23 protein-coding genes are annotated in these 24,660 nt (G+C 67.7%); 16 read left to right on the top strand and 7 right to left on the bottom strand.

Annotated elements, in window-relative coordinates; translation table 11 throughout:
- Positions 1–23: 23 nt before the first annotated feature.
- The 3 genes from FS388_RS05225 to FS388_RS05215 form a co-directional block, all read right to left on the bottom strand.
- Positions 24–956, bottom strand: coding sequence for an amino acid ABC transporter permease (locus FS388_RS05225; RefSeq protein ID WP_146340354.1), 933 nt, complete (start codon positions 954–956; stop codon positions 24–26).
- Positions 953–1,873 (bottom strand): transporter substrate-binding domain-containing protein, encoded by a 921-nt coding sequence (locus FS388_RS05220; protein WP_146340352.1) that lies wholly within the window; start codon positions 1,871–1,873, stop codon positions 953–955. Before FS388_RS05220 ends, FS388_RS05225 begins: the two co-directional genes overlap by 4 nt.
- A gap of 210 nt (positions 1,874–2,083) precedes the next feature.
- Complete coding sequence (locus tag FS388_RS05215; protein ID WP_146340350.1) at positions 2,084–3,154, bottom strand: PaaX family transcriptional regulator C-terminal domain-containing protein; 1,071 nt, start codon at positions 3,152–3,154, stop codon at positions 2,084–2,086.
- A 117-nt stretch (positions 3,155–3,271) separates the two neighbouring features.
- Between FS388_RS05215 and FS388_RS13015 the strand changes: the two genes are divergently transcribed.
- From FS388_RS13015 to FS388_RS05175, 7 genes are all read left to right on the top strand, one after another.
- The gene (locus tag FS388_RS13015; RefSeq protein WP_168198601.1) at positions 3,272–4,435 is read left to right on the top strand and encodes an ABC transporter ATP-binding protein; all 1,164 of its coding nucleotides are present in this window, start codon (positions 3,272–3,274) and stop codon (positions 4,433–4,435) included.
- Positions 4,432–6,165 carry an iron ABC transporter permease gene (locus FS388_RS05200; protein WP_146340348.1) on the top strand — a complete coding sequence of 578 codons (1,734 nt, stop codon included), beginning with the start codon at positions 4,432–4,434 and terminating at the stop codon, positions 6,163–6,165. The genes FS388_RS13015 and FS388_RS05200 overlap by 4 nt, the downstream gene beginning before the upstream one ends.
- A gap of 29 nt (positions 6,166–6,194) precedes the next feature.
- Positions 6,195–7,232: an ABC transporter substrate-binding protein gene (locus tag FS388_RS05195; RefSeq protein ID WP_168198600.1), complete on the top strand. Its 1,038-nt coding sequence runs from the start codon at positions 6,195–6,197 to the stop codon at positions 7,230–7,232.
- Entirely contained in the window at positions 7,232–8,437 is a 1,206-nt protein-coding gene (locus FS388_RS05190) for a cytochrome P450 (protein ID WP_146340344.1), read from the top strand. The genes FS388_RS05195 and FS388_RS05190 overlap by 1 nt, the downstream gene beginning before the upstream one ends.
- Positions 8,438–8,485: 48 nt before the next feature.
- Positions 8,486–9,670 (top strand): cytochrome P450, encoded by a 1,185-nt coding sequence (locus FS388_RS05185; RefSeq protein WP_146340342.1) that lies wholly within the window; start codon positions 8,486–8,488, stop codon positions 9,668–9,670.
- 196 nt (positions 9,671–9,866) lie between these two features.
- Positions 9,867–11,033, top strand: coding sequence for a sulfurtransferase (locus FS388_RS05180; protein WP_146340340.1), 1,167 nt, complete (start codon positions 9,867–9,869; stop codon positions 11,031–11,033).
- Between the two features lie 66 nt (positions 11,034–11,099).
- Positions 11,100–12,359, top strand: a complete 1,260-nt coding sequence (locus FS388_RS05175; RefSeq protein ID WP_168198599.1) for a YeeE/YedE family protein — start codon at positions 11,100–11,102, stop codon at positions 12,357–12,359.
- Here FS388_RS05175 and FS388_RS05170 read toward each other — a convergent pair.
- Complete coding sequence (locus tag FS388_RS05170; protein ID WP_210410242.1) at positions 12,352–13,233, bottom strand: HAD family hydrolase; 882 nt, start codon at positions 13,231–13,233, stop codon at positions 12,352–12,354. The two genes, FS388_RS05175 and FS388_RS05170, sit on opposite strands and share 8 nt — an antisense overlap.
- A gap of 90 nt (positions 13,234–13,323) precedes the next feature.
- On the opposite strand from FS388_RS05170, the gene FS388_RS05165 reads away from it, so the two are divergent.
- From FS388_RS05165 to FS388_RS05140, 6 genes are all read left to right on the top strand, one after another.
- Complete coding sequence (locus FS388_RS05165) at positions 13,324–14,226, top strand: aldose epimerase (protein ID WP_146340336.1); 903 nt, start codon at positions 13,324–13,326, stop codon at positions 14,224–14,226.
- A gap of 46 nt (positions 14,227–14,272) precedes the next feature.
- On the top strand, positions 14,273–15,451 hold the full coding sequence (locus FS388_RS05160; RefSeq protein WP_146340334.1) for a DNA glycosylase AlkZ-like family protein: 1,179 nt from the start codon (positions 14,273–14,275) through the stop codon (positions 15,449–15,451).
- On the top strand, positions 15,444–16,046 hold the full coding sequence (locus tag FS388_RS05155) for a GNAT family N-acetyltransferase (protein ID WP_246836308.1): 603 nt from the start codon (positions 15,444–15,446) through the stop codon (positions 16,044–16,046). Before FS388_RS05160 ends, FS388_RS05155 begins: the two co-directional genes overlap by 8 nt.
- 114 nt (positions 16,047–16,160) lie before the next feature.
- Positions 16,161–16,664: a helix-turn-helix transcriptional regulator gene (locus FS388_RS05150; RefSeq protein ID WP_146340332.1), complete on the top strand. Its 504-nt coding sequence runs from the start codon at positions 16,161–16,163 to the stop codon at positions 16,662–16,664.
- Positions 16,665–16,669: 5 nt separating this feature from the next.
- Positions 16,670–17,545 (top strand): M23 family metallopeptidase, encoded by an 876-nt coding sequence (locus tag FS388_RS05145; protein WP_210410239.1) that lies wholly within the window; start codon positions 16,670–16,672, stop codon positions 17,543–17,545.
- A gap of 41 nt (positions 17,546–17,586) precedes the next feature.
- Complete coding sequence (locus FS388_RS05140) at positions 17,587–18,072, top strand: inorganic diphosphatase (RefSeq protein ID WP_146340328.1); 486 nt, start codon at positions 17,587–17,589, stop codon at positions 18,070–18,072.
- A gap of 81 nt (positions 18,073–18,153) precedes the next feature.
- Here FS388_RS05140 and FS388_RS05135 read toward each other — a convergent pair whose 3' ends face one another.
- From FS388_RS05135 to FS388_RS05125, 3 genes are read right to left on the bottom strand one after another with little or no spacing between them, the layout of a single operon-like run.
- Positions 18,154–20,328 carry a S9 family peptidase gene (locus tag FS388_RS05135; RefSeq protein WP_371708716.1) on the bottom strand — a complete coding sequence of 725 codons (2,175 nt, stop codon included), beginning with the start codon at positions 20,326–20,328 and terminating at the stop codon, positions 18,154–18,156.
- Between the two features lie 13 nt (positions 20,329–20,341).
- Positions 20,342–21,001 carry a response regulator transcription factor gene (locus FS388_RS05130; RefSeq protein WP_146340323.1) on the bottom strand — a complete coding sequence of 220 codons (660 nt, stop codon included), beginning with the start codon at positions 20,999–21,001 and terminating at the stop codon, positions 20,342–20,344.
- Between the two features lie 48 nt (positions 21,002–21,049).
- Complete coding sequence (locus FS388_RS05125; protein WP_146340321.1) at positions 21,050–22,270, bottom strand: sensor histidine kinase; 1,221 nt, start codon at positions 22,268–22,270, stop codon at positions 21,050–21,052.
- A gap of 173 nt (positions 22,271–22,443) precedes the next feature.
- Between FS388_RS05125 and FS388_RS05120 the strand changes: the two genes are divergently transcribed.
- The 3 genes from FS388_RS05120 to FS388_RS05110 all read left to right on the top strand — a co-directional run bounded on the left by FS388_RS05120 (position 22,444) and on the right by FS388_RS05110 (position 24,543).
- Positions 22,444–23,292 (top strand): DUF4352 domain-containing protein, encoded by an 849-nt coding sequence (locus tag FS388_RS05120; RefSeq protein ID WP_246836307.1) that lies wholly within the window; start codon positions 22,444–22,446, stop codon positions 23,290–23,292.
- A 70-nt stretch (positions 23,293–23,362) separates the two neighbouring features.
- Positions 23,363–24,013 carry a hypothetical protein gene (locus FS388_RS13010; protein ID WP_168198598.1) on the top strand — a complete coding sequence of 217 codons (651 nt, stop codon included), beginning with the start codon at positions 23,363–23,365 and terminating at the stop codon, positions 24,011–24,013.
- A complete protein-coding gene (locus FS388_RS05110; protein ID WP_146340319.1) occupies positions 24,010–24,543 on the top strand; it encodes an amino-acid N-acetyltransferase in 534 nt (177 codons plus the stop codon). The genes FS388_RS13010 and FS388_RS05110 overlap by 4 nt, the downstream gene beginning before the upstream one ends.
- Positions 24,544–24,660: the final 117 nt, after the last annotated feature.

Here is a 24,660-nt window from a genome sequence, read left to right as displayed (position 1 = left end):
GCACGTCGACGACGGGGGCGGCGTCAGGGCTGCTTTTCACGTGTCTTGCCTCGCGTTCTCGAACGGTGATGTGCGGGACGGTTCGTTCCGCGCCCGAAGTGGGCCTCGACTCGCCGCTGGACCAGGGTGAGGAGCGTGACGATGACCAGATACCAGATGACGGCCACGATCAGCATCGGAACCACGTCGTAGGTGCGGTTGTAGATGGTCTGGACGGCGTTGAGCAGATCGCCCATCGCGATGACGCTGACCAGGGAGGTCCCCTTCAGCAGGGCGATCACCTGTGACCCCGAGGGCGGGATGATCACGCGCATGGCCTGCGGTAGCACGATGGTGCTGAAGGTGTGCCATCTGCCGAAGCCCATGGCTGATGCGGCGTCGTGCTGGCCGTGGTCCACCGAGAGGAGCCCTGCGCGGATGATCTCGGCCATGTAGGCCGACTGGTGGAGCGAGAGCCCGATGATGGCGGCCGTCAGCGGCGTGATCAGCGAGTTGGTGGACCATCCTGCGATCTCCGGCCCGAAGGGGACGCCGATGGAGATGCGGGGCAGCAGGTAGGCGAGGTTGAACCAGAAGATCAGCTGGACCAGCGGCGGGACTCCGCGGAAGAAGCCGACGAACACCAGGCAGGCGAGTCGGTAGGGCCAGAAGTCGCTGAGCTGACCCGCGGCGAGCACTGTGCCCAGCAGGGTCCCCAGCGTCATGCAGACCGCGGTCAGCACCAGCGTCATCATGAGGCCGGCCAGCACCGTGGGGGCGAAGAGGAACTCTGCGACCACGGGCCACTCGAACCGCTCGTTCGTGATGAGGAAGGCGGCCACCCCGAGGGTGATCAGGCCCAGCAGCGCCGATCCCACGATGCGCAGGGGCATCACGCGGGGGCGGGCGTTCGCGGCGTCCGGCTCCTCAGCGACCTGGTCGTGGCGGAGGTGCGGCTGTGCGCTGACGGCCGTCATGAGTCATCGTCCGACATGGGGTTCAGGGACGGCTCGTCGACGGAGGCGTCCTGCAGGTTCCAGTCCTCCATGACCCGCTCGTACTCACCGTTCTCGAAGATGGCCTGGAACGCCTCATACATGGGCTCGGCCAGGTCGTTGTCCCGTGGGAGGAACATGGCCAGCAGGTCTGTGCCGGCTCCCTGCTCGTCCGACTGTGCGATGTAGCCGTACTCGTCAGGGCTCTGGCCCTGGATGTCCAGGGCTGCAGCCTGGGTGGTGCCCGCGTAGTCGGCGCGGTCGGAGTTCAGGGCCAGGATGGTCGAGTTGGTGTCCTCGAGGCCGATGAACTCGGGGGCGTCCAGGCCGTTCTCCGAGCACCACTCCGTGTAGAGCTCCAGCTGACTCTCGGTGACGGAGCCTGTCACCCCGGCGACGCGTGCGCCGCACAGAGCCTCGGGGTCCTCCCGATCGTCGGCGGCCTCCTCCAGGTAGAGGTAGGACGTGCGGGTCGTCATCCATACGATGGCGTCGAAGTCCTCCTCGCGCTCGGGAGTGGTCCGAACGGGGCCGTTGAATGCGTGGTACCGACCGGAGAGCATGCCCGAGAGCATCGCGTCGAGGCCCGAGGTGGTCTGGACGTCGAACGGCACGCCGAGCTGCTCCGAGAGCACCTCCTGCAGATCCGGGTCGATGCCGGTGATCGTCCCGTCGTCGGCGATGGTGCGGTACGGGGGGTGGGTGTCTGCGGCGATGGTGATGCTGCCGGCGTCTCTGATCTCCTGGGGCAGCTCGTCGTAGAGGGGCGCGTCCTCGTTGGCCTCTCCCTGGTCTGCGGGCGAGTCCGAGTCGGTCTCCTCTCCGCCGTCAGCGCATGCCGTCATTGCCAGCGCTGCGGAGAGGAAGAGGGCCGACGTGGCCGGGATGCCGATTCTCATAACAGCCTCCTGAATTTGTGATCCCCATCACATTTGATGAGTGGACGAAGAATATCATGCAGATTGATAACTGTCCCGGGTCGGATGCCGAAGGGCTGCGGTGCGCTCTGCCGCATGCTGCGCGCTGCGACTCAGGATGAGGAGGTGTGAGGGGTCTGACGCCATCCGGTCACGAGGGTACCGGAAGCATGTCAAAAATGTGCTGGAACGTCAGTAAGTGAAATACAAGTGCTCGTTGGCGAACTGCTTCGCCATGGCACCTGCATCGGCAACTCTGTGACTGCTGACGAACGTCATGTGCGCCCGTGAATGGCGCTCCACGGCGTTGTGGACCATGGAGCTCGCCAGCGGCTCGAGCTGGGCGTAGAGCGTCGAGAAGAGCTCGGCGGCCTCCTGGCGCGGCCAGGGCTGGGGGAGCAGTCCCAGGGGCAGGCTCGGGTCTGCACGCGGAAAGCACCGCCACACGTTGATGAGCTCTGTGCGCATGACCAGCGCCTCGGCTGCGGTGACCTTCCCCTCCGACACGCGCTGCAGGGCCTGCCCAGCCTCATCCAGGAATCGGGCGTACTGATCCTGCAGGGTCGGAATGGACCAGGCGTCAGTGGGCTGCCCGTAGGTGAGCCCCGCGCTGTAGGCGGTCGCCTCGAAGACGGTGGCGGAGCTGATCTCCTGCGACTTCAGCAGCGCATCGACCTGCTCCCGGGCGGCCTGCGGGCTGACCCAGACGCCGTCATAGAGCGGCGCGAAGCCCATCCAGCGCAGCCCCTTGTGCAGGCGCAGGCGCCGTGTGCGCATGCCCTCGGGCACGGAGAACATCAGGCAGGTCCAGATGAAGGGGTCGGGCTCCTTCTCCGCGCCGAAGCGGGCGATGGCGCTGAATCCGGAGACGAGCCTGCGGCGCGACCCTGGGGCGATGCTGTAGAACGTGCGGCGGCCCTCTTTGAAGGATTCGAGGCGGCCCTGTCGGCACAGCCGGCTCAGCAGCGTCCGTGTTCCGCTGGGCGGCACATCGAACTCCTCCAGCAGGTCCACCAAGGCCCCCGAGGGCGCGGACGCCCCTGGAGTGATCCAGTAGTCGGCCATGAGGGTGACCAGCAGCTGGCGAGGCCTGGGGCCCTCGGCCATCTCGGCGCGCAGCCCTTCGAGAAACCTCTTCTGCACAGCTACCTCATCGTCAGTATCAGCGGGATATTCCAGGGTCCGAGGATACTCGGGCGCCCTCTGCGCCCGGTCCTCCCCGGTGCGCCCGCTGCTGCCGATGGTCTGCTCCGCGACTCTCATGGGAGCAACAATAATCGTCAATCCCTTGACGCGCGACAAAAAGTTGACAACAATTATCGACGAAATGTGATCCAGATCTCATCTGGTTCCGGACAGTTCGGACAGGCGGAGGTTTCAGTGGAGCCTGCAGTACAGATCGATCGGCTGACCAAAGAGTTCACCCGCAGGGACGGCACTCTGGTCAAAGCGATCGATGACGCGGACCTTGTGGTGGAGCCCGGCGAATTCGTCGTGCTCCTGGGTCCCAGCGGATGCGGCAAGACCACGCTGCTGCGCACCATCGCAGGACTGGAGACTCCGGACCGGGGTCAGATCCGAGTCAGCGGCAAGACCGTCTTCTCCAGCGATGAGCGTGTGCTCGTCACGCCTTCGCAGCGCAATCTCAGCATGATGTTCCAGTCGTACGCGCTCTGGCCTCACATGACGGTGCGCAACAACGTGCGCTATCCCTTGGAGAACCGACGCGCCGGCAAGATGTCTCGCAGCCAGATGCAGGAGAAGGTAGAAGACTCCTTGGCCACAGTCGGCATCTCGGACCTGATCGATCAGTACCCCGGGCAGCTCAGCGGCGGCCAGCAGCAGCGCACAGCCCTGGCCCGTGCCCTGGTGGACGGCTCGCGGGTGGTGCTCTTCGACGAGCCCCTCTCCAACGTCGACGCACAGGTCCGCGAGCAGCTGCGCATCGAACTGCTCGCCACGCAGCGTCGTCTCGGCTTCACCGCGATCTTCGTGACGCACGACCAGGCCGAAGCGATGGAGCTTGCCACCCGCATCGCCGTGCTGGACCAGGGAAAGGTCCAGCAGTTCGGCACGCCGGAGGAGATCTACCGCAGCCCCGCGACCGAATATGTCGCCACCTTCATCGGCTCGACGAACCGGATGGCCGGTGCGTGGGATTCCTCGGCCGGGGTGTTCCGCACGTCGCATGGGCCGATCCGAGTGGGGGACGGCCGGCCCACGCCGAAGCAGGCCAACCTGCTGTGGCGGCCTGAGGACGGCGGCCTCTCCCAGGAGGACCCAGGCACGACGAATGCGATCAGCGGCACGGTGCAGGCCATGCTCTTCATGGGGTCGCACACGGAGTACATCGTGCAGTGCGGCGAGGACCGGATGCGCATCTGGAGCAGCCGGCCCACGTCGCTCTCCGTCGACGATCACGTGTGGATCACTCTGGATCCCGAGTGCGTCATGGTCTTCGAGGACTCCTCGGACAGCCGCCCCTCGGATGAGGCTGGGAGCACCGAGTCCGCAGCAGGGCGCTCCGCAGAGGTCGTCTCATGAAGACCATCACGCCGCTGGTCAGGCCCGGGTCCTCACTCAGGAGCCGCCACTCATCGCTGGACATCGTTGCCCTGCTGATCGCCCTGACGCTCATCGCCATTGTGTGCGTGCCGCTGATTCAGGTCGTGGTGGGGATGGTCTGGAAGGACGGAGGCTTCTCCCTCGAGGCCCTTGAGCGCACACTGGCCATTCCGGACCTCGGATCGCTGGTCTTCAACACGCTGGTCGTCGTGGTCGTCTCCAGCGCATGCGCGGTGGTGATCGGCTTCCTCCTCGCCTGGGCGAACCAGAGAACGGACGCGCGGCTGGGGATCCTCAACGACATCCTTCCCTATCTGCCCTTCCTCCTGCCCCCGGTGGCGGGCGCCGTGGGATGGACCATGCTGCTCTCACCGCGCGCAGGGCTGCTCAACGCCTGGATCCGCGACGCGCTGTCGCTCGTCGGCATCCATATGGAGTCGGGCCCCTTCGACATCAACTCCTGGTACGGCCTCATCATGGTCTACACGATCTACGCCGTGCCCTATGTCTATATGAATGTGGCGGCAGCCCTCGCGTCGTTCGACTCGAGCCTCGAGGAGGCATCGCGCCTCAGCGGGGCAAGCTATCTGCGCACCCTGCGGAAGGTGACGCTGCCGACGCTCGCCCCGTCGGTCGGGGCCGGCTTCCTGCTCTGCACCTGGTTCGGGTTCGGCATGTTCTCCATCGCCGCGATCATCGGAACCCCCGCGCAGATCGACGTCATCGCCGTGCGGATCGTGAACCTGCTGACCTTCAGCTATCCGCCGGATGAGGACCTTGCCCTGGGACTCAGCGCCATCGTCATGGTCTTCGTGGGCATCTCCTACTACGTCCAGTTCCGCATTCTTCGCTCCGCACGCTTCGGCAGCATAGGCGGAAAGGGCGGCCGGCACGGCATCATCAAGCTGGGCCCCTGGAAGCCCGTGGTCCGCGGCCTGGTGCTGCTCTATGTGCTGGTGTCGACCATCCTTCCCATGGCCGGCCTCTTCATCGTCGCGCTCAACGGCTACTGGACGCCCAACGTGGACTGGTCGGGGCTGAGCTTCGAAGCGTTCGCCACCACGCTGGTGAGGGACCCCAGCACCCGGGAAGCGTTCATGAACAGCATGGGACTGGGCATCGTCGGCGGCTTCATCGGCATCATGGCTGCCGCACTCGTGTCCCTCTACGTGCAGCGCCGACGAACCCTCCTGGCCCAGGGAATCGATGTGGCGATCAAGATGCCGGCGTCCATCTCCAACATGGTCATCGCCGTCGGCATCCTGCTGCTGCTGGGCCGGGAGCCGTTCAACCTCGGCGGAACCTGGATCATCCTCCTGATCGGGTACCTGGCGCTCTACCTGCCGCAGGCCTCGATCGCCTCGGATGCGTCCGTGGCAGTGGTGGGCAAGGAGCTGGGAGAGGCGTCCACCGTATCTGGCGCCAAGGACTGGAAGACGTTCTTCCGGGTCTACGCCCCACTGATGCTGCCGGGCCTCGTCGGGGGCTGGGCGCTGCTCTTCATCCGCATCGTGGGGGACCTGACCGCCTCGGCGATTCTCTCCGGCACGGAGAACGTGGTGCTCGGCTTCCGCATCCTCGAGGTGTTCAACGGCGGCTCGTACGCCGAACTTGCTGCCCTTTCGTCCACCCTCGTCCTGATCACGGGAACAGTGCTGTTCTTCGTGATCGTCATCTCAAAGCGCTTCGGCGTATCGAAAACCCAATAGTCCTCGCACGCTCTATGAAGGGAACAACTGTGAAAACACCACGCATCGCCATCCCCACGATCTCAGTCGCTGCTCTGGTCCTCACCGGATGCGGCGGAGGAGATGCCGACGAGGCCGAGGCCGCCGACCAGGGCGGAGGAGACCACAGCGAAGAGGTCCAGGCGCTCGTCGATGAGGCCCAGGACGCAGGGGCGGTCACCTTCTACAGCATGATCGACGAGTCCGCGCTGCGGACCATCGCCGAAGAGTTCACCGAAGAGTACGGCGTGGAGGTCCGGCCGGTCCGGCTGGTGACCGGAGACCTCACCCAGCGGTACTCCGCCGAGGCCGACTCGGGCTCCGCTGTGGCAGACCTGATCCTGATGACGCAGTCCCCCTTCTTCGCCGAGGCGCTCGACAACGAGTGGCTGACCCCCGTCGACGAGCTCGACATGCCCGAGATGGCCGACGAGCTCCCGGAGGAGTTCTGGGACGATGAGGGAGCCACTCCCATCGCCTCGCTGATCCCCACCGACGCGGTGATCAACACTGAGGAGGTCAGTGCGCCTCTGGAGCAGTGGGAGGACTACGCGGACCCCGAGTTCGCCGGAAGCCTGCTTCTGGCCGAACCTGACTCCTCGCCCGCGAACGCCTCCTTCTGGGGGCTGATGCGTCAGGAGTTCGGCGACGAGTTCCTCGAGGGGGTCGCTGACAACGACCCCACGTGGTTGGACAGCGCCGTGCCGGTCACCCAGGCCGTGGCAGCGGGCGAAGGCCAGATCGGCCACCCCGGAGTCAGCGCCATAGTCAACAACCTCATCGAGCAGGGCGCTCCGGTGGAGATCGTCGAAATGTCGCCCACCACCGGACCTGAGGCTGCGATCGGCATCTCCAACGACTCCCCCAACCAGGCAGGGGCGCAGCTTCTGGCCGCATACCTGATGGGCGAGGAGGGCAGCACGCTGCTCAACGATGTCACCGACGCGATCTCTCCCTACGACGACGAAGGCATGGACCGGTTCACCCGGACCAGCGAGATCGAGGATCCTGACACGGACGAGATCAACTCCCTGCTGGGGCTGAACTGATGGATCACCAGACCGCACTCGACGCCGGCCGGGACCGGCACGACTTCGACCCCCAGGCCCCGGAGACCTTCGACAGCGCACACCGGGATCTCGGCGAGGTGCGTTCGCGGTGTCCGGTGGCCCGCAGCCAGGCCTTCGGCGGCTTCTGGGCGATGCTCGGCTACGACGAGCTTCTGGAGGTCATCACCGACATCTCCCGGTTCACCACGACCAAGCAGAATGCTGTGCCGGCCTTCTCGTTCACCGGTGTGAGGCCTCCGCTGCATCTGGATCCCCCGGAGCATATGGCCTACAGGCGTGTCATCAACCGGTTCTTCACTCCGCCCAAGATGCGGGCGATGGAGCCGAAGGTCCGGGAATGCTCCACCCAGCTGCTCACGCCGCTCATCGAGAAGGGCGACGCCGATGTGGCCACCGAGTACGCCCAGAAGCTGCCCGCCCACGTCTTCGCCGAATTCTTCAACCTGTCGGTGGAGACCAGCAGCGAGATCAAGAGTGTGAGCGGCGAATATGTCGACGCGATCCAGGTGCTGGACCACGACACGGTCAAGCGTCTGAGCAAGAGGCTCTACGAGATCGCTCAGGACATCATCGACGCGCGCTCGCAGGGGGGATTCGACCCCGAGGAGGATCTGACGGCGGGCCTCCTGGACGCTGAGTACAACGGTGCTCCGCTGCCCGCCCCGATGGTGCTCGGCTGCGTGCGGCAGCTGATCGTCACCGGCATGGTGGCCCCCTCGGTGTTCATCGGCAACATGTTCGTCCACCTCTCCCGAAACCCGGAGCTGCAGGATGAGCTCCGGGCCTCGCCGGAGAAGATCCCGGCGGCGGTGGAGGAGTTCCTGCGCCTGTACAGCCCCTATCGGGGCATGGCCCGCACCGCGCGGGAGGACACGGAGGTCGGTGGGCAGACGATCCGTCAGGACGACCCCATCGCCCTGGTGTACACCGCGGCCAACCGAGACCCACGCGTCTTCGAGAATCCCGATGAGTTCGTGCTCGAGCGGGAGAACATCGCCGACCACATCAGCTTCGGACGCGGAACGCACAGCTGCCCGGGTGCCCCCCTGGCGCGGATCATGCTGCGCGTCACCCTCGAGGAGGCGCTGTCCCGCTCGGAGTTCTCCCTGACGGGGAACCCTGGGATGGCGATGTGGGCCGAGTGGGGCACCAACTCCGTCCCCCTGGAGTTCATCTCGCTCTGACCCTCCCGCATTCGACGCTCACGAGCCTTCACAGAAGGAGAGGCAACGATGGCACGCACTGTTCCGGCAGACTTCACCCTCGGCACCGACGACCCGGCGGCTGCCCATGAGGTGTACGACAGGCTGCGCAGCGGCTGTCCGGTGGCCTACACCGCAGATCAGGGAGGGTATTGGGCCCTGACCCGGCACGAGGACATCCGACGGGCAGCCGCCGACTCCGAGACGTACATCTCCTCGGTCAAGGCCGTGGTTCCCAGCGACCCGCGGGGCATACGCCGTCCTCCTCTGAACTTCGACGCGCCTCGGCACACTCCGTTCCGGCGAGCGCTGAGCCGGACCCTGTCGGCCCAGCGGGTGGAGTCGCTCCTGGGGGAGCTGCGCCCCATCGCCGAGGATCTCCTCGCAGCCTTCGTGCAGGAGGGCGGGGGCAGCATCACCAAGTCCTTCGGCACCTCCCTGCCTGCTCAGGCCGCCTGCCTCTGGCTCGGGCTGGAGGAGGAGAGGAGCAGCTGGCTTGCCGAGACGGCCACGCTCTGGGTCGATGCGTGGCGGCGGCAGAGCGGCGAGGAGGTGACCCAGCACAGCGAGCAGATGTACGAGGTGGCCCGCTGGCTGGTGGAGGATCGGCGTCAGCATCCCCGGGATCCCCACACTGATCCGGCATCCTCGCTGCTCCATGAGCGGTACGAGGGCGAGCCCTTGGCCGAGGATCTCGTCGTCGGGGCTCTGCGGCAGTCGCTGGTGGTCGGGATGGTGGCGCCGCCGCTGCTCATCGGTTCGATGGTGGTGCACCTGCTCGAGTCCCCGGAGCTTGCGGAGCAGCTGAGGGCTCAGCCGCAGCGGCGCGCAGCGGCGCTGGAGGAGTTCATCCGTCTGTACTCGCCGTACCGGGGCTTCGCGCGCACCGTGAGTGAGCCGATCACGCTCCGCGGCAGGCGGATTGAGCCGGGGGAGCCGGTGACGATGACCTACGCGGCAGCCAACAGGGACCCTGCCGTGTTCGAGGATCCGCACGAGTTCAAGCTGGACCGGCCGAACGCTGCGGCGCATCTCGGCTTCGGCCGCGGCCGGCACCAGTGCGTGGGCATGCATCTGGCCCGCGGTGTCCTCAGCATCGCCTTGGATGTCCTCCTGGACGCCGACGCGGAGCTGCGGCTCGAGGCCCCGCCGGAGCCCACCCGCATGCCGGAGCTGGGGTACCAGGAGGTGCGCGTCTCCGTGCATTCGCGGTGAGGCGCCGACGCCCTCGCCGTGCGCATCCGATAGCACACAGCTGGTCACACCTGAACATATGACGGCATGTGAACTTTGGTGAACTCTGATTGGCTCTCTCCCTTGATCTCCTCCATAGTGGTGTTCAGAAAGGTTTGAACATATAAGTGCCGTCCCCTCATGGGCCGGCAGCAGACCATCGGGGGAGAGGGCCTTCATGAGCACAGAGAGCAGCACCACGCCGAAGAGCACGTCCGGCGGCTCCGGACTGAAGACGGGAATCGCCGTCGTTGCCGCCGCAGCGCTCGCCGGCACCGGCGGATACCTGGTGGCCAACAGCGGCGATGACGCCGGATCGCAGTCGCAGACCGCCCAGGGAACCTCCGATGCCGAGGCCGCTGAGACGGTGGCCGTCGCCGACGTCGCCGGTGAGAGCCGCGGCTTCGACGACGTGCACACCGACGAGCCGCTGGTCTCGACGGACTGGCTGGCCGAACGGCTGGACGAGGGCGACCTCGACGAACAGGGCATCGTGCTCCTGGACGTCTCCGAGGAGCTCGCCTCCTCAGAGCTGACCCCCTACTCCGAGGCGCACATCCCCCAGGCCCAGTCCGTGAACTGGTCGAGCGAGTTCACCCAGGCCAATACGCGAGAGTTCATCTCCGAAAGCGAGTTCACCGAGCTGGCACAGGGCTTGGGCATCGACGACGACTCCACCGTGGTCATCTACGGCGACAACAACAACTGGTTCGCCGCCTACGCAGCGTGGGTCTTCAACCTCTACGGAGCCGAGGACGTCCGGCTGCTCGACGGCGGTCTTCACAAATGGGAGGCCTATGACGGCCGCGAGCTCTCCGAGGAGAAGCCCTCAGTGGAGGCGGGGTCCTTCGAGGCGCAGCCGCAGAACCACGACATCCGCGCGCTGCAGCCCGAAGTCCTCGAGGTGGCGGCGACCAATGCGGAGGCCGACGGTGAGAACGCCGGGGACTACAACCTGGTCGACATCCGAAGCGCCGAGGAGTACACCGGCGAGATTGGGGTGGACCCAGAAATCTTCGAGGGGGAGGGCGCCTCCATCTGGGGGCACATTCCCGGAGCGGTGAACGTGACGTGGTCTGCGATCGTCGACGAGGAGACCGGAGAGTTCCTGCCTGAGGACGAGATCCGAGAGATCTACGCCGACGCCGGAGTCGACTTCGACAAAGACATCATCACGTACTGCAGGATCGGAGAGCGCGCGTCCCACACCTGGTACGCGCTGAGCCAGATCCTCGGTGAGGACGTGCAGGTCTACGACGGCTCATGGTCCGAGTGGGGCAACAGCGTGGGACTGCCTGTGTCCAACACCAGCGGCGAGCGCGGCGGCGTATGGGGAGGATCCTGAGGCCTCTGCCGGCGCTCAGGCGCGGCACGGCTGTGAGGGGACATGATGACGACTGAGACTCCGAGCATGACGGTTGAGGTCAGGGCCGATCGGGCACTGGGCTGGACCAGGGCCGACACGGTGCGCACAGCGGTGGCAGCCGTCGTGGCGGCTCTGCTCCTGGGAACCGCCTGGTACCTGCACTCCACATCCGGCGAGGGGCTCGGCGGCTCGAACGCGGCTCTGATGCTGCTGGTGGGCGCCGGGCTGGGCATCCTGTTCGAGAGGGGTCGCTACTGCTTCTTCTGCATCTTCCGGGACCTGTTCGAGAAGGGGGATTCGCGGGGGATGTACGCCATCCTCGTCTCGATCGCGGTCGGGATGATCGGGTACGCGATCATCTTCTCCACCCGGGTGCCCGATCCGCAGTCGAGCACGGTGCCGACTGACGCGCACATCGCCCCGGTCTCGCTGGCACTGGTGATCGCCGGGGTCGCGTTCGGGGTCGGCATGGTGATCTCCGGGGGCTGCATCGCAGGCCACCTCTACCGCCTCCCGGAGGGGCATCTGCGCTCGATCCCGGCCCTGGCGGGTGTGATCCTCGGCTTCGCCGGCGGCTTCCTCTCCTGGGACTTCATGTACTCAGGCTTCATCCTCGGGGCCCCAGCCCCATGGCTGCCCGCCGGCGGGGGCTACGTGGTGGCCGTGCTGCTGCAGCTGGGGGTCCTGGCCGGTCTGGGCGTGTGGCTGCTGAAGTGGAACCCGCCGGTGCTGGGCCGGGGGACGCGGACGGTGGATGCGCAGGAGGTTCGCCGTCTGGTGTTCTTCAAGCGCTGGCCCGCTTTGGCCACTGGCGCCGGAGTGGGCCTGCTGGCCGTGGTGGCCTACTACAAGGATCAGCCGCTGGGAGTCACTCAGCAGATCTCGTCCTCCGCACGGACCGGGATGACGGAGGCCGGGCTGCTGGATTCCTTCATGCCGGGCCTCGATGAGCGTCTCGCCGGGTGTGTGGCCATGGTGGTGGATACGATCACCACCAACGGGTGGCTGATCGTCGGCATCATGCTCGCATCCGTGGCCGCTGCGCTGCCGGGTCGGCGGGCTCGCATCGAGCGTGCCACCGGCTTCAGCTCTGCGACGGCGCTCTTCGGCGGTGTGCTGCTCGGATGGGGCGCGATGATCGGTCTGGGGTGCACCATCGGGGTGCTCCTCTCCGGGACGCAGGCCATGGCCCTGTCCGGGTGGGTGTTCGGCGCCGCCGTCCTCGTCGCGGCAGGGATTGCCTTCCGGGCGGGACTGCACCGCTGGTCAGCGCCCGGGGCCTACCCGGGAGGACCTGTCAGCTGAGGACGGAGCGCAGAACCTGCGCCAACCCATCCTCGTGGACGCTGCCGGTGACCTCATCGGCGGCGTCCTTCACCTCGTCGATCGCCTGGCCCATCGCCACGCCGCGGTGAGCCCACTGCAGCATCTCCACATCGTTGAGCCCGTCCCCGACGGCCACGGTCGCCTCCCGCGGGGCACCGATCCGCGCTCGCAGGCCCTCCAGGGAGGATGCCTTGGTCACGCCCTGCGCCGCCACGTCCAACCATGCGGACCATCCGACCGAGTAGGTCACGCCCTGCAGTCCGATGCCGCGGACGGCGTCGGCGAAATCGTGGGCGGTGGAGTCCTCGGAGTTCACCACCAGCCGGACCGCCTGGGTGCGCTTCATCTCTTTGAAGCTTGTGGGCTCGGCGACCAGCCCGAAGCTCCGGTCCTCGAACCGTTCGGTGGCCACGAAGTGGCCGGCCGCGTCCTCGATGGCGAACCGTGCCGTCGGCAGCTGCCCTGCGAGGGTTTCGAGCGCCTCAGCGGGGTCGAAGACCTGTCGGTCGATGACCTCGTAGTTGTCCTCCAGGGCCGTGTCGATGCGGAGGGTCACGCCGCCGTTGGAGCACACCGCGAAGCCGTGCGTGATGCCGAACGCCTCGATGATGGGCAGGGTGGCCAGCAGGGACCGCCCGGTGGAGATCACCACGGTGTGCCCCGCAGCCACCGCGGCGCGCCCGGACTCGCGCACAGCGTCGGTCATGTGCCCGTCGTGATCGACGATGGTGCCGTCCACGTCCAGGCACAGCATGCTGGTGCCCTCGACGAACTCGAAGGTGCCGCCTTCGCCCGCAGCAGGAACGGAGAAGTCGGCCGGGCGGGTGGGGTCGGACAGTTCGGTCGGTCTCATAGGGACTAATCTATCCGGGGAGAACACGTGGTTCCTCACGCTGGATGCTGACGGCCCAGCGGAGGAGGCCCCAGATCAGAGGAGCTTCACATGTCGAGGACGGCGAAGACGGTCACCATCACGTCCGGCGAGTACACCGCAGAGATCGCCCTGCGGGGCGGGCAGCTTCTGACGCTGACCAGCGGCCATGACAGTCTGGTGGTCCCGGCGCAGGCCGCCGAGGGCGCCTTCCCGGGGGCGGTGCTGGCCCCGTGGCCCAACCGGGTCGCAGGCGCGAAGTATCTGCACGAGGGGCAGAAGATGCACCTGAGCATCACCGAGCCGGAGACGGGCTCGGCCATCCACGGGCTGCTCACCGACGTGCGGTTCGACATCCTGCTGCGCCGGGCCTCCGAGGTGCACCTGCAGGGCTTCATCCCGCCTGCCGAGGGGTACCCGTTCCCGCTCGAGGTGGTGCTCATCTACCGGGTGGGCGCCGCATTCGGCATGGCGGTGACGCTGATGGCCCGCTATGCCCCGCAGGACGGCGACGAGCGCGCGTTCGCCGCTGCGCCCTTCGGCGTCGGCTTCCACCCCTATCTGACAGCCGGTGAGGCTCCCCTGAAGGAGTGCCGTCTGCGGCTGCCCGCCCGGACGGTGGCTGAGACCAAGCCCTCGGGCAAAGTGGTGGACAAGCTGCCGGTGTCCGGGGATCTGGACCTCACCGGCGGGCCGCTGCTCACCGGCCGGCGCATCGATCACGCCTACACCGATCTTCCGAAGGAGGGGTGGACGGCGGAGCTCACCCATGGGCCCTCGGGCCTCGGCGTCCGCATGATCTCCGACACCCCTTGGGCTCAGGTGTACACCGGGGACCGCATCGGTCGGGCCGGTGTGGCCGTGGAGCCGATGAGCTGCCCTCCCAACGCGTTCAACAGCGGGGAGGATCTTGCGTTCCTCTCACCTGGTGAGTGGTCCAGGACCGGCTGCTCCATCGAGGCGATCCGCACCTGATCGGCGCTGACCCGGTGATCGGCCGCCTTCCCGTGAGCGCAGAGGAGTGACGCCGCCGCGCGTCAGCGCCGCCTGGGCCCGCGGGGCTGTCGTCGCTGCCCAGGGGATCCCCGCCCCGGGCGGCCCGGGCGAGCACCGCGACGCCGCTGAGGTGCTGCGAGGGCTCGGACTGATCCAGCTGGACCCGCTGACGCGGGTGTCCACGGCCCAGCGGTTGACCTGCTTGACCCGGCTGCCCCGCCGTGCGCGTGCGGAGCAGGTGGACGGGGCGCTGTGGCCGGACCCGGCCGCCGGAGGCCCTGCCTCCTTCGAGGCATTCACCAAGGTGGCGTGCGTCTTCCCGGTCCAGGACTGGCCTCTGCTGCGTCTGCGCCGGGAAGCGGTCCGAGCACGCCACGGCCACAAGGTCGAGGCGGGAGTGCGCGATCGGATCCTGGAGCTGGTGGCCGAGCACCCGCAGGGCGTAGCCACCGGAACTGTTGAGAGCGAGTTCGGGCCGGAGCGCACCTCCGGCTGGCAGTGGTCTCAGGTGAAGAAGGCGACGGAGCTCATGGTGCGCATGGGGGATCTGGTCATCACGGCGCGCAGAGGTGCGGTGCGGCTGTTCGATCTGCCGGAGCGGGCGCTGCCGCCCGCAGTGCGCGAGGCCGAGCATCTGCCTGCCGATGAGCTCAGGGCCGGTTTGGCCCGCCGTGCCGCCGGTGCGCTGGGGGTGATGACAGTCGCCGACTTCGCCCATCACTATCACGTCAGCCGGGCCGATGCTGGCCGGGGCGTGGAGGCGGCAGGCCTGCTGCCGGTTGCGGTCGAGGGCTGGAAGGATCTCGCATACGTGACGCCTGAGACGGTGGAGCGCAGCATTCCGGAACCTGGACTGGGCCCGGTCAGCCATGCGCGGCTGATCGGGCCCTTCGACCCCCTGCTGAGAGACCGGGGCCGGGCCCAGCGAATCTTCGGCTTCGACTACCGGTTCGAGGCGTATGTGCCCCGCGATCAGCGGATCTACGGCCACTACGTCATGGGGCTGCTCTCCGGCAACGAGCTGATCGGGCGAGTAGACGTCCGGCGCATCGCCGGGGAGCTGGTGGTGGGCCAGACCTGGCACGAACCGGGTGTCCGGCGGCGCAGCGCAGAAGCTCGCAGCGCAGCTGCCGCCGCCACACTCGCCCGCCAGCTGGGCGTGCAGATGGTGCATCAGCCCAGCGAAGGCGGGATCGATGAGTGAGTGGAATCTTTGCCTGGCCGCGCCGCCTATGGAGCACGGGCCTGTGCGGCTGGAGCCGCTCGCCGCGGAGCACGCTGCGGACCTGGCAGAGGCGGTGGTGCCCGGTGAGCTGTGGCGCACCTGGTATGCCTCTGTTCCGGCGCCCGAAGCCGTGGGGGAGGAGATCGAGCGGCGCCTGCAGAAGCAGGCCGAGGGCGACATAGCCGCGTGGGCGGTCGTCGAGCGTCGCACCGGCAGCGCGGTCGGGATGACCACCTATCTGAACTTTGACCTGGCTCATCGACGTCTGGAGATCGGCTCCACCTGGCTCGGTCAGAAGGTGCAGGGCACCGGCATCAACCCCGCGATGAAGCTGCTGCTTCTGCAGCGGGCGTTCGAGGAGCTGGGCTGCATTGCGGTGGAGTTCCGCACGCATTGGCACAATCACCAGTCCCGTGCGGCGATCGCCAGGCTCGGAGCCAAGCAGGACGGGGTGCTCCGCAACCACCGAATCCTGCCGGATGGGACGCTGCGGGACACCGTCGTCTTCTCGATCCTTGATTCGGAGTGGCCCGCGGTGAAAGCCGGCCTCCACCATCGGCTCACCAGGCGCTGATCCCTCAGCTGATGCTGAAGGCGCGGCGAGCTCTGCTGCAGGTAAGAGGCCGGAGACCGCAGGCAGGTGCGTTCCGCATATTACGTAATTACGTAAAACATGTATTATGTCGCCATGAGTCATGACGAGCGCATAGCTGCCCTGGAGCGGCGGGTGGCCGCACTGGAGGAGCAGCGGCATGCTCCGGTCGAGACTGAGGCCGGGTCGGGGGCCGATGGCACCCTCTGGGCTCTGGACGGGCTGCGTTCCCGTCTCCCCGAACCGGGCGGGGTGCTCATGGCCGGCTCCGTGCAGACGCCGAACGGGGCCAATGCGCGCTGGCAGATGGCCGCGCCTGCTGAGGCGTTCTTCGACTCGGACTTCGCGGAGCGCGCCGAAGCGCTCTCCGCTCTGGGGCATCCCGCACGTCTGCGGATCGTGCAGCGGCTCATGAGCGACGCGGACACGGTGCAGGATCTGGTGGGCACTGGCGAGTTCGGCACCAGCGGGCAGATCTACCACCACATCAAGCAGCTCACCGCCGCAGGATGGCTGCGCTCCGTCGGCGGCGGGCGGTACGAGGTGCCCGCCGCTCGCGTCGTCCCCCTGCTGACCACTCTGCTGGCGGTCGACCGATGAGGCGGATGATCGCACGCCTGAGAAGGCTGTGGACCGCGCTGCTGATGGCTGCGCTTCTGAGCATCCTCGCCGACATGCTGGGGCTCATTAGCCCTCCCGGAGGATTCGTATGGGTCCTGGCCGTGATCGGGGCGATCGTGCTGCTCTCCGCCGCCATGGGGGTGGCCCCGCGCGCGCCGGTGAAGGAGCCCGTCGAGGTGGCCGCCCCGGTGCGAGGACGATGGATTGCCGTGAACAGTCCGGGCCAGAAGATTCCGAGCCACGGCGGCGCACGGTCGCGGGGGCAGCTGAGCGCCGCGGACATCACACACCCGACCCACCATGAGCACGACGAGAACCCTCCGCTGGTCCGGCGCGGCTGGCGGGGCAGCCGACCTGAGGAGTTCACGTGCTTCGGCGCGCCCATCCGTGCGATGGCCGACGGCACCGTGACGGAGACGGCGGACGGCCAGCGCGACCAGCGTGCGCGCAACACATGGCCGACTCTGCTGTGGATGATGACTGTCGAGGGGGCGGTGCGCGAGCTGCTGTTCGGCTATCGGGGCATCTTCGGCAACCGGGTGGTGATCGCACACGACGACGGCACCTGCGCCGCCTACGCCCACCTCAAGAGGGGCTCCGTCACGGTGCGGCCGGGCCAGCGCGTCGCCCAGGGCGACCTGATCGGACGGCTCGGGAACACCGGCAACACGTCGATGCCGCACCTGCACGTGCAGCTGATGGACCATCCCGTCATCGATGCCGCAGCGGGCATCCCGATGCGCTGGACGAACATCGAGCTGGAGGACATCGACCCCCAATGGCAGAAGCACGCCAAGGCGCCTGAGAGGTCAGCCCTGGAAGGCATGCCGCGCGACGGTCAGATCTTCCGTGCGTTGTAGGCTGAACGCCGAGTCTTCAGACCCCACACCAAGGAGGAGCCGTGGCGACAGTCCGCGACGTGACCATCGAAATCCCTGCCGGATCCCGCGTGAAGTACGAGATCGACCATGAGACCCACCGCCTCCGCCTGGACCGGGTCCTCTTCACGTCCATGCAGTACCCCACGCACTACGGGTACTTCGACGACACCCTCGGCGAGGACGGCGACCCCCTCGACGCGCTCGTCTGCATCCCCGGCGTCGACCTGATCCCCGGCGTAGTCGTCGAGGCCCGCACCATCGGCATGCTGAACATGACCGACGACGGCGGAGGCGACGCCAAGCTCATATGCGTCCCGGACGACAAGCGCTTCGACAGCATCACCGAGCTCTCCGACCTCGACGAGCAGCTGCTCAAGGAGATCGAGCACTTCTTCACCCGCTACAAGGACCTCGAGCCGGGGAAGTGGGTCAAGATCGAAGGATGGGAAGGCCGTGAAGAGGCCGAAGCCGAGCTGCAGCGCAGCATCGAGCGCTACAAGGGCTGAGACGCCCCTGCTCCATGAGATGAGCCCGCACCCACCGGAAGGGGGTGCGGGCTCATCCGCGTCTGAGCCTCGACGGGCCGATCAGCGCACGGGCTCAGCGGCCCCCAAGTGATGTGCGAGGAACGCGTAGTCCCAGGCGCGCTCCCTCCACTGCTCGTACCGTCCCGAGGCGCCGCCGTGGCCGCCGTCCATCTCACATTTGAAGACGATGGGCGCCTGACCCTGCTGATGCTCGCGCAGGGCCTGCACCCACTTGGCCGGCTCCACATAGAGGACGCGGGTGTCGTGCAGCGAGGTGACGGCCGCGATCGCCGGATATGCAGTGTCACGGACGTTCTCATAGGGGGCGTAGGACTTCATCAGCTCATAGACCGCCGCGTCCTCGATGGGGTTGCCCCACTCCTCCCACTCCAAGGCTGAGAGCGGCAGGTTCGGATCGAGGATGGTGGTGAGGTTGTCGACGAACGGCACCTGCGCCACGATCGCCCGGTACTTCTCAGGAGCCATGTTCGCCACAGCGCCCATCAGGAGTCCGCCGGCAGAGCCGCCGAGGGCGGCCACACGGTCAGCCGCGCCCCAGCCCTGGGCGACGAGGTGATCGGTGGCGGCGATGAAGTCGGTGAACGTGTTGGTCTTCGCGAGCTTCTTGCCCGCCTCGTACCAGGCCCGGCCCAGCTCGCCGCCGCCGCGGATATGCGCGATCGCGAACACGATCCCGCGGTCCAGCAGGCTCAGCCGGGCGATGCCGAAGACCGGGTCCATGCTGATCTCGTAGGAGCCGTACCCGTACACCAGCAGCGGGTTGGTGCCGTCGGCGGTCACGTCCCGGTGGTGGATGACCGTGACCGGCACCTGGGTGCCGTCCTCGGCCGTGGCCCACACGCGACTGGTCCGGTAGGCGTCGAGGTCGACATCATGGACGGGCGTCTGGCGCCGAAGGGCCGGCGCGGCCACATCGTCGTGCGCGATGTCGTAGATGCGCGGCGGGGTGAGCCAGGAGGTGTAGACCACCCGGAAGATCGGAGCCTCATACTCGGCCGCGGCGAGGCTGAGCGTGTACAGCTCCTCCTCAAACTGCGGAGAGTCCAGTGAGGACGGCGCCACCGGCGCCCCGCCGTCGCGCACCTGCCGGATGGTGTCCAGGGGGAGCAGGAAGACCGACTCGACCGTGTCGACCCGTGCGGTCACCAGCACCTGAGACGCGGTGACGATCAGGTGCTCATCGACCTTCACCGTGTCCTCATGGGAGAGCAGGGGCCTGCCGGGGCTGAAGGTCTCAGCGCCGATCTGGGCCTCCAGCTCCTCCGCCGTGGTCAGGGAGACTGAGTTGTTGGGCCCCTCGGCGCTGTGGACCAGGACGATGCGGCGCTCGCCGTCGAGCTCTATGGGCTCGGCGCTGTGCAGCAGGCGGCGCGTCTCGGGGATGAGGAGCCGCGGCTCGGCGGAGGGGTCGGAGACGTCGAGGGTGCGGGTGGCGTTGTACTCCGAGTTGCCGGAGACGATGACCAGCTCCTTCTTGTCCGCGGAGAGGCCGAACCCGGTCCATAGCTGCTCGTCGCCTATCTCGAGCACCAGCCGGTCCTCCTCGGCGGCGGTGCCCACCGTGTGCTGGTAGAGCCGGTATGGACGCCAGGCGGCGTCGGCCACCATGTAGTAGACGCGCTGGCCCGTCGGCTCGAGCAGGCCGCCTCCGTGGACGCTGTCGACCTGCTCGGCCAGGTTCTCGCCCGTGGTGAGGCTCCGCAGGCGCAGGGTGTAGTGCTCATCTCCGCTGGTGTCCTCGGTGTAGGCCAGCAGGCTGCCGTCGGCGCTGATGGAGAGTCCGCCGATGGAGTAGAAGGGGTGCTCGGCGGCCTCGGCGTTGGTGTCGAAGTAGACCTGCTCACCGTCGAGCTCCACGCCCGCCTCCACCTGCGGTGGCTCCCAGGACTCTGGGTCCTCAACGGGCACCCGGCAGAAGATGGGGTGCTGCTCGCCCTCGATGGTGCGGGAGAAGTACCAGAAGCCTCCTCGGCGGGATGGGACGGAAAGGTCGGTTTCGACGGTGCGGTGCCTGATCTCTTCGAAGATCGCCTCACGCAGCGGCTGCTGCTCGGCGGTGACCGCATCGGTGTAGGCGTTCTCGGCCTCCAGGTGCGCACGGACCTCGGGGGAGTCCTTCTCGCGCAGCCACTCGTAGGGATCGGTGAACGTGTCGCCGTGATGGGTGCGCTCGACGGGCACCTGCTTGGCCTGCGGCGGAGTGGTCGTCGTCATGACTGCCATTCCATCAGAGATCGAGGCGCGCCTGAGCCACCAGCACGGCCAGCTGTGCGCTGGAGTCGGCGTCGACCGCGCTCATCGCCCGGCTGATCGTGCTTTTGACGGTGCTGGGGGAGATGAAGAGCTCCTCGGCTATGTCGCCGTAGGTCATGCCGGATCCGACCAGCTGAGCGACCTGGATCTGCCGCTCGGACAGCTTCTCCGCCTGGGCGCGAGCGTGCTCGCAGATCGGATCGGTGCGGGGGGCGATGTAGCTGGAGATCAGCCGGGAAGTCAGGGCTGGGGAGATCATCGGGTCCCCTGACCGGGCCATGCGGATCGCTGAGGCGAGGCGTTCGGCGGCATCGTTCTTCAGCAGGAACCCGGCGGCTCCTGCTTCCAGGGCGCCGCGCATGTACACCTCGGTGTCGAAGCTGGTGACCGCGAGTACAGCGGGCGGGCTCAGGGAGCTGCGGAGCCGGCGGGTCGCCTCCACTCCGTCCATCTCCCCGCGCAGCTGCAGGTCCATGAGGACGACGTCGGGCCTGACGGTGCGGACCAGCTGCAGGGCGTCGACGCCGGTGGAGGCTGTGCCGACCAGGCTGAGGTCGGAATGCTCGGAGAGGATGCGGCGGAGCGAGTCGAGCACCAGCGGGTCGTCGTCCACCATCGCCACCGTGATCTGCACGCCCGGCAGTCTATCGGCTGGCTCGGATGAGCCGCAGGCGGGTCAGGCTCAGGGAGCCGGAGGGCCCCAGGGCAGCTCGACCCGCAGGTGAAACATGTGGTCCTCGTGGGTGATGTCGGCGCGGCCGCCCAGCAGCTCGGCGCGTTCCCGGATTCCGACCAGCCCGGTGCCGGAGCCGCCGGCGAAGGTGCTCGGGCCGCTGCTGCGGCTGCTCACCTCCAGGTGCACGCCGCGCTCCGGATCCCCCACGATGCGGCAGTCTGCGGCACGGTCTGAGCTGTGGCGCAGGGCGTTGGTGAGAGCCTCCTGGGTGATGCGGAAGATGCCGCGCTGCAGGGCCTCAGGCGCGGAGGAGTATCCGTCCAGCAGCACGTAGGGCCGCACGCTGAGCCCTGCGGAGACAGCATCTTCGAACAGGTCCTGGAGGTCCTGCGCCCCGGCGGGCGTCCTGGCGGGAGCCGAGGGGGCGACGCCGCCCTCCCGCAGCGAAGTGAGCAGGGTCCGGAGGTCCAGCAGGGCCTGATCGGCGTAGCTGCGGGTGGTGCGCAGCGCGTCGTCGAGATGCTGGACCTCGCCGCGCTGAGCGCTCTTCTCCAGGCTGCCCACCTGCAGCGACAGTCCGGAGAGCCTGCCCGCCAGCGTGTCGTGGACCTCGCGGGCCAGCTCCTGGCGTTCGCGCTCGCGGGCCAGTTCGCCGCTGAGCTCCTCGGCGCTGTCCTGGGCCGTTCGGGCCTCGACCGCAGCCTGCTGCGCCGAGCGGCGCAGCCGCGCCCAGAGCGCGATGCCCACCACCAGGCCCAGGCAGATCACGGCCATCGCGGCGACCAGCAGCTGGCCTGTGCGCTGGTAGTCCTCGTCGGGCCACCCCCTCAGGGCATTGAGGTGGATGGCCGCATTGGCCAGGATGGCGGCGACTCCCGCTGCGGCCACCGCCCAATGCCAGCGCTGGCGCGCCCGGGCCATCCATACGGTCAGGCCCACGGCCAGGACCAAAGGATCAGCCTGCACGATGAGTGCGTTCGCGGCGCCGGCGCACAGCAGCAGGCTGGGCAGCCGCCGGTACCAGGGGAGGGTGAGCAGCACGAGCGTACCCAGCATGAACTGGACCACGCCGAAGTCGGTGACCTCGTCCGTGTGCGGGTCGATGGCCCGGACGGACGTCATCAGTGAGCTGGTGAGCAGCAGAATGCCGACAGCGATCATCAGCACGACCGCAGCGCCTGAGAGCAGCGCGCGCAGCGCGGCTCGGCGGCGGTTGCGGGGGGTCATTCCGCCAGTCTACTGAGCGCACCGAGCCTCTCATCAGGCCGGATCGGGGCGCGCACCGTGCCCGATCGGGCATCCAGGTCCGCCTGATCCCCCGTCCAGCGGGAGCCGGCATCCGGGCAGGCTGAGCAGCAGCGCAGACCGCGCACTTCTCGTTCCCTACTGAAGACAGGTGCATGATGACCTCCCCACACCAGACCGAGACCCCCCAGCTCGCCGCCGAGAGCCCCAGCAGAAACACCCTGGGCATCGTCGCCCTCATCATCGCGGCGGTGGGCGCCGTATTCGCCTGCATCCCGGGTGCGCTCATCGTCGGCTGGGTCCTGCTTCCCACGGCCTTCATCCTGGGCCTCGTCTCTCTGTTCCTCAGGGGCAAGCGCCGCGGCACCGGCATCGCCGCGGTGATCGTCTCAGTCATCGGCACCGTCGTCGGCGTCGTCGTCTTTCTGACGGTGGTGGCTGACGCCTTCGATGAGAGCTTCAGCCCGGAGACCACCGCCGAGGCGCCGGACGACGCCGACGGTGAGCGCAGTGAGGACAGCCCAGAGCCCGCAGATGAAGCGGAGGATGCCGCAGAGGACGGCAGCTCCGATGCGGAGGGCACCCGCGAGAATCCCCTCCCGCTGGGCACCGAAGTGTCCAGCGGCGATTGGACGGTCACCGTGAACAGTGTGGACCTCGATGCCACAGACGACGTGCTGGCCGAGAACCAGTTCAACGAAGCCCCCGAGGATGGGCAGACCTACATCCTGGTGAGCATCACCGCCGAGTACATCGGCAGCGATTCGGAAGGCGACATGCCCTGGGCAAGCGTCGAGTATGTCTCGCCCGAGGGGAACACCTTCACCGAAGGCGATGCCGCGATTGTGGCCCCGGAGGCCTTCGACTCCCTCACCACCCTCTATGAGGGTGCTTCCGAGACGGGGAATGTCGCCCTTCAGGTGCCTGCGGACGACGTGGCCTCCGGGGTCCTGGCTGTCACCGCCGACATGTTCGGCGACACCGTCTTCGTCTCGGTCAGCTGAACGGGACGAATCGGATGGTTCGCCGAGTGGCGTGGGCGGCGTGGGGCTGCTGCCGTTCTACCCTGAGGGGATGAGCAGCCCGCGCCGTCCCTCGCCCCAGGTGGCCCGTCGCCGCCAGCTGGTGGCCGCGGTCCTCGGTGTGCTTCTGCTCGCCCTGGTGATCTGGGTCGTCAGCGCGCTCATGGGCACCGGTGACGACGAGACGGACCAGCAGGGCGCCGGCCAGAGCCAGGACGACATTCCGGCGCCGGAGGGCAGCGGCTCGGAGCAGGACGAGGATGCTGAGACCGGCAACGCCGAGCAGCCGGACGACGTGCCCGAGGGGCACTGCCACCCTGACGACGTGCTCGTCACCGCCGACACCCACGCCGACTCCTACGCAGCCGATGAGGCGGTGCGGATGATCATGCAGGTCCGAAACGTCTCCGGCGACGAGTGCGCGATCGAAGTCGGCACCGCCGAACAGACGTGGAGCATCTCCCACAACGGATCCGAAATCTTCACCACGGAGGAGTGCGACATCACGGGCGACTCCTTCGAGCGCGATTTCGCCGCCGGGGAGACGGTCCGTGCGGACCTCAACTGGCCCCGCTCCGACTCCTCCGAAGACTGCTCCGCCCCGGCAGCGATTCCCAGCGGGGAGTACCAGCTGACCGTCAGCGTCTCCGGAACCACCTCCTACCCGCACACCTTCACCGTGGAAGGGGCTGATCCCGAATGAGCCGCCGCAGCGCAGACCCGCCCCCGCCCTACAGCATCCGGCCCGCCCGGACCCGAGACGTCCGGGCCATCCTTGCGCTGTCCGAGCCCCTGGTCGACCAGCGCGTGCTCGTCCCCAAAGATGCAGTCGCCTACTACGAAGACATTCAGGAGTTCCTCATCGCCGAGGACGGCGACGGGGAGGTGGTCGGCTTCGGCGCCCTGCACGTGATGTGGGAGGACCTCGCCGAGGTGCGCACCCTCGCGACCAGCCCCACCACCCGGGGAAGCGGCCTCGGAGCAGCCCTGCTGCACCAGCTTCTCGACCGCGCCCGGAGCCTCGGCGTCACGCGGGTCTTCTGCCTGACCTTCGAAACCGCGTTCTTCGCGCGCCACGGGTTCGAGCCGCTCGGCGAAGGGCAGGAAGCCGTGGACCCCGAGGTGTACGCGGAGCTGCTGCGCTCACCGGACGAGGGTGTGGCCGAATTCCTCGACCTCGCGCGTGTGAAGCCCAACACGCTGGGCAACACGCGCATGTTCCTCACTCTCTGACAGGGTGCCGCAGTCTCCGTGTTCGCACGCTCAGCGGTCCGCGTGTCGGACGCATCGAAGTTTCAGACCGATTTAACCCAACAGGGGCCGTAAGTTCATCTGCCGTTCAGATGTGGG

Origin of the sequence: Nesterenkonia sp. NBAIMH1, assembly GCF_007922635.1 — a bacterium.
In the GTDB taxonomy this organism is placed as follows: Bacteria; Actinomycetota; Actinomycetes; order Actinomycetales; family Micrococcaceae; genus Nesterenkonia; species Nesterenkonia pannonica.
Note: the sequence above shows the minus strand (reverse complement) of the source record. Positions and strands in the feature narration are given on the sequence as shown.

Excerpts from the sequence above, each read along its gene's own strand:
- FS388_RS05180 (WP_146340340.1), top strand. The coding sequence starts at position 9,867 with ATGAGCACAGAGAGCAGCACCACGCCGAAGAGCACGTCCGGCGGCTCC.
- FS388_RS05145 (WP_210410239.1), top strand. The coding sequence starts at position 16,670 with ATGATCGCACGCCTGAGAAGGCTGTGGACCGCGCTGCTGATGGCTGCG.
- FS388_RS05175 (WP_168198599.1), top strand. The coding sequence starts at position 11,100 with ATGACGGTTGAGGTCAGGGCCGATCGGGCACTGGGCTGGACCAGGGCC.
- FS388_RS05155 (WP_246836308.1), top strand. The coding sequence starts at position 15,444 with ATGAGTGAGTGGAATCTTTGCCTGGCCGCGCCGCCTATGGAGCACGGG.
- FS388_RS05110 (WP_146340319.1), top strand. The coding sequence starts at position 24,010 with ATGAGCCGCCGCAGCGCAGACCCGCCCCCGCCCTACAGCATCCGGCCC.
- FS388_RS05190 (WP_146340344.1), top strand. The coding sequence starts at position 7,232 with ATGGATCACCAGACCGCACTCGACGCCGGCCGGGACCGGCACGACTTC.
- FS388_RS05185 (WP_146340342.1), top strand. The coding sequence starts at position 8,486 with ATGGCACGCACTGTTCCGGCAGACTTCACCCTCGGCACCGACGACCCG.
- FS388_RS13010 (WP_168198598.1), top strand. The coding sequence starts at position 23,363 with ATGAGCAGCCCGCGCCGTCCCTCGCCCCAGGTGGCCCGTCGCCGCCAG.
- FS388_RS05150 (WP_146340332.1), top strand. The coding sequence starts at position 16,161 with ATGAGTCATGACGAGCGCATAGCTGCCCTGGAGCGGCGGGTGGCCGCA.
- FS388_RS05165 (WP_146340336.1), top strand. The coding sequence starts at position 13,324 with ATGTCGAGGACGGCGAAGACGGTCACCATCACGTCCGGCGAGTACACC.
- FS388_RS05215 (WP_146340350.1), bottom strand. The coding sequence starts at position 3,154 with ATGAGAGTCGCGGAGCAGACCATCGGCAGCAGCGGGCGCACCGGGGAG.
- FS388_RS05200 (WP_146340348.1), top strand. The coding sequence starts at position 4,432 with ATGAAGACCATCACGCCGCTGGTCAGGCCCGGGTCCTCACTCAGGAGC.
- FS388_RS05225 (WP_146340354.1), bottom strand. The coding sequence starts at position 956 with ATGACGGCCGTCAGCGCACAGCCGCACCTCCGCCACGACCAGGTCGCT.
- FS388_RS05120 (WP_246836307.1), top strand. The coding sequence starts at position 22,444 with ATGATGACCTCCCCACACCAGACCGAGACCCCCCAGCTCGCCGCCGAG.
- FS388_RS05170 (WP_210410242.1), bottom strand. The coding sequence starts at position 13,233 with ATGAGACCGACCGAACTGTCCGACCCCACCCGCCCGGCCGACTTCTCC.
- FS388_RS05135 (WP_371708716.1), bottom strand. The coding sequence starts at position 20,328 with ATGACGACGACCACTCCGCCGCAGGCCAAGCAGGTGCCCGTCGAGCGC.
- FS388_RS05125 (WP_146340321.1), bottom strand. The coding sequence starts at position 22,270 with ATGACCCCCCGCAACCGCCGCCGAGCCGCGCTGCGCGCGCTGCTCTCA.
- FS388_RS05220 (WP_146340352.1), bottom strand. The coding sequence starts at position 1,873 with ATGAGAATCGGCATCCCGGCCACGTCGGCCCTCTTCCTCTCCGCAGCG.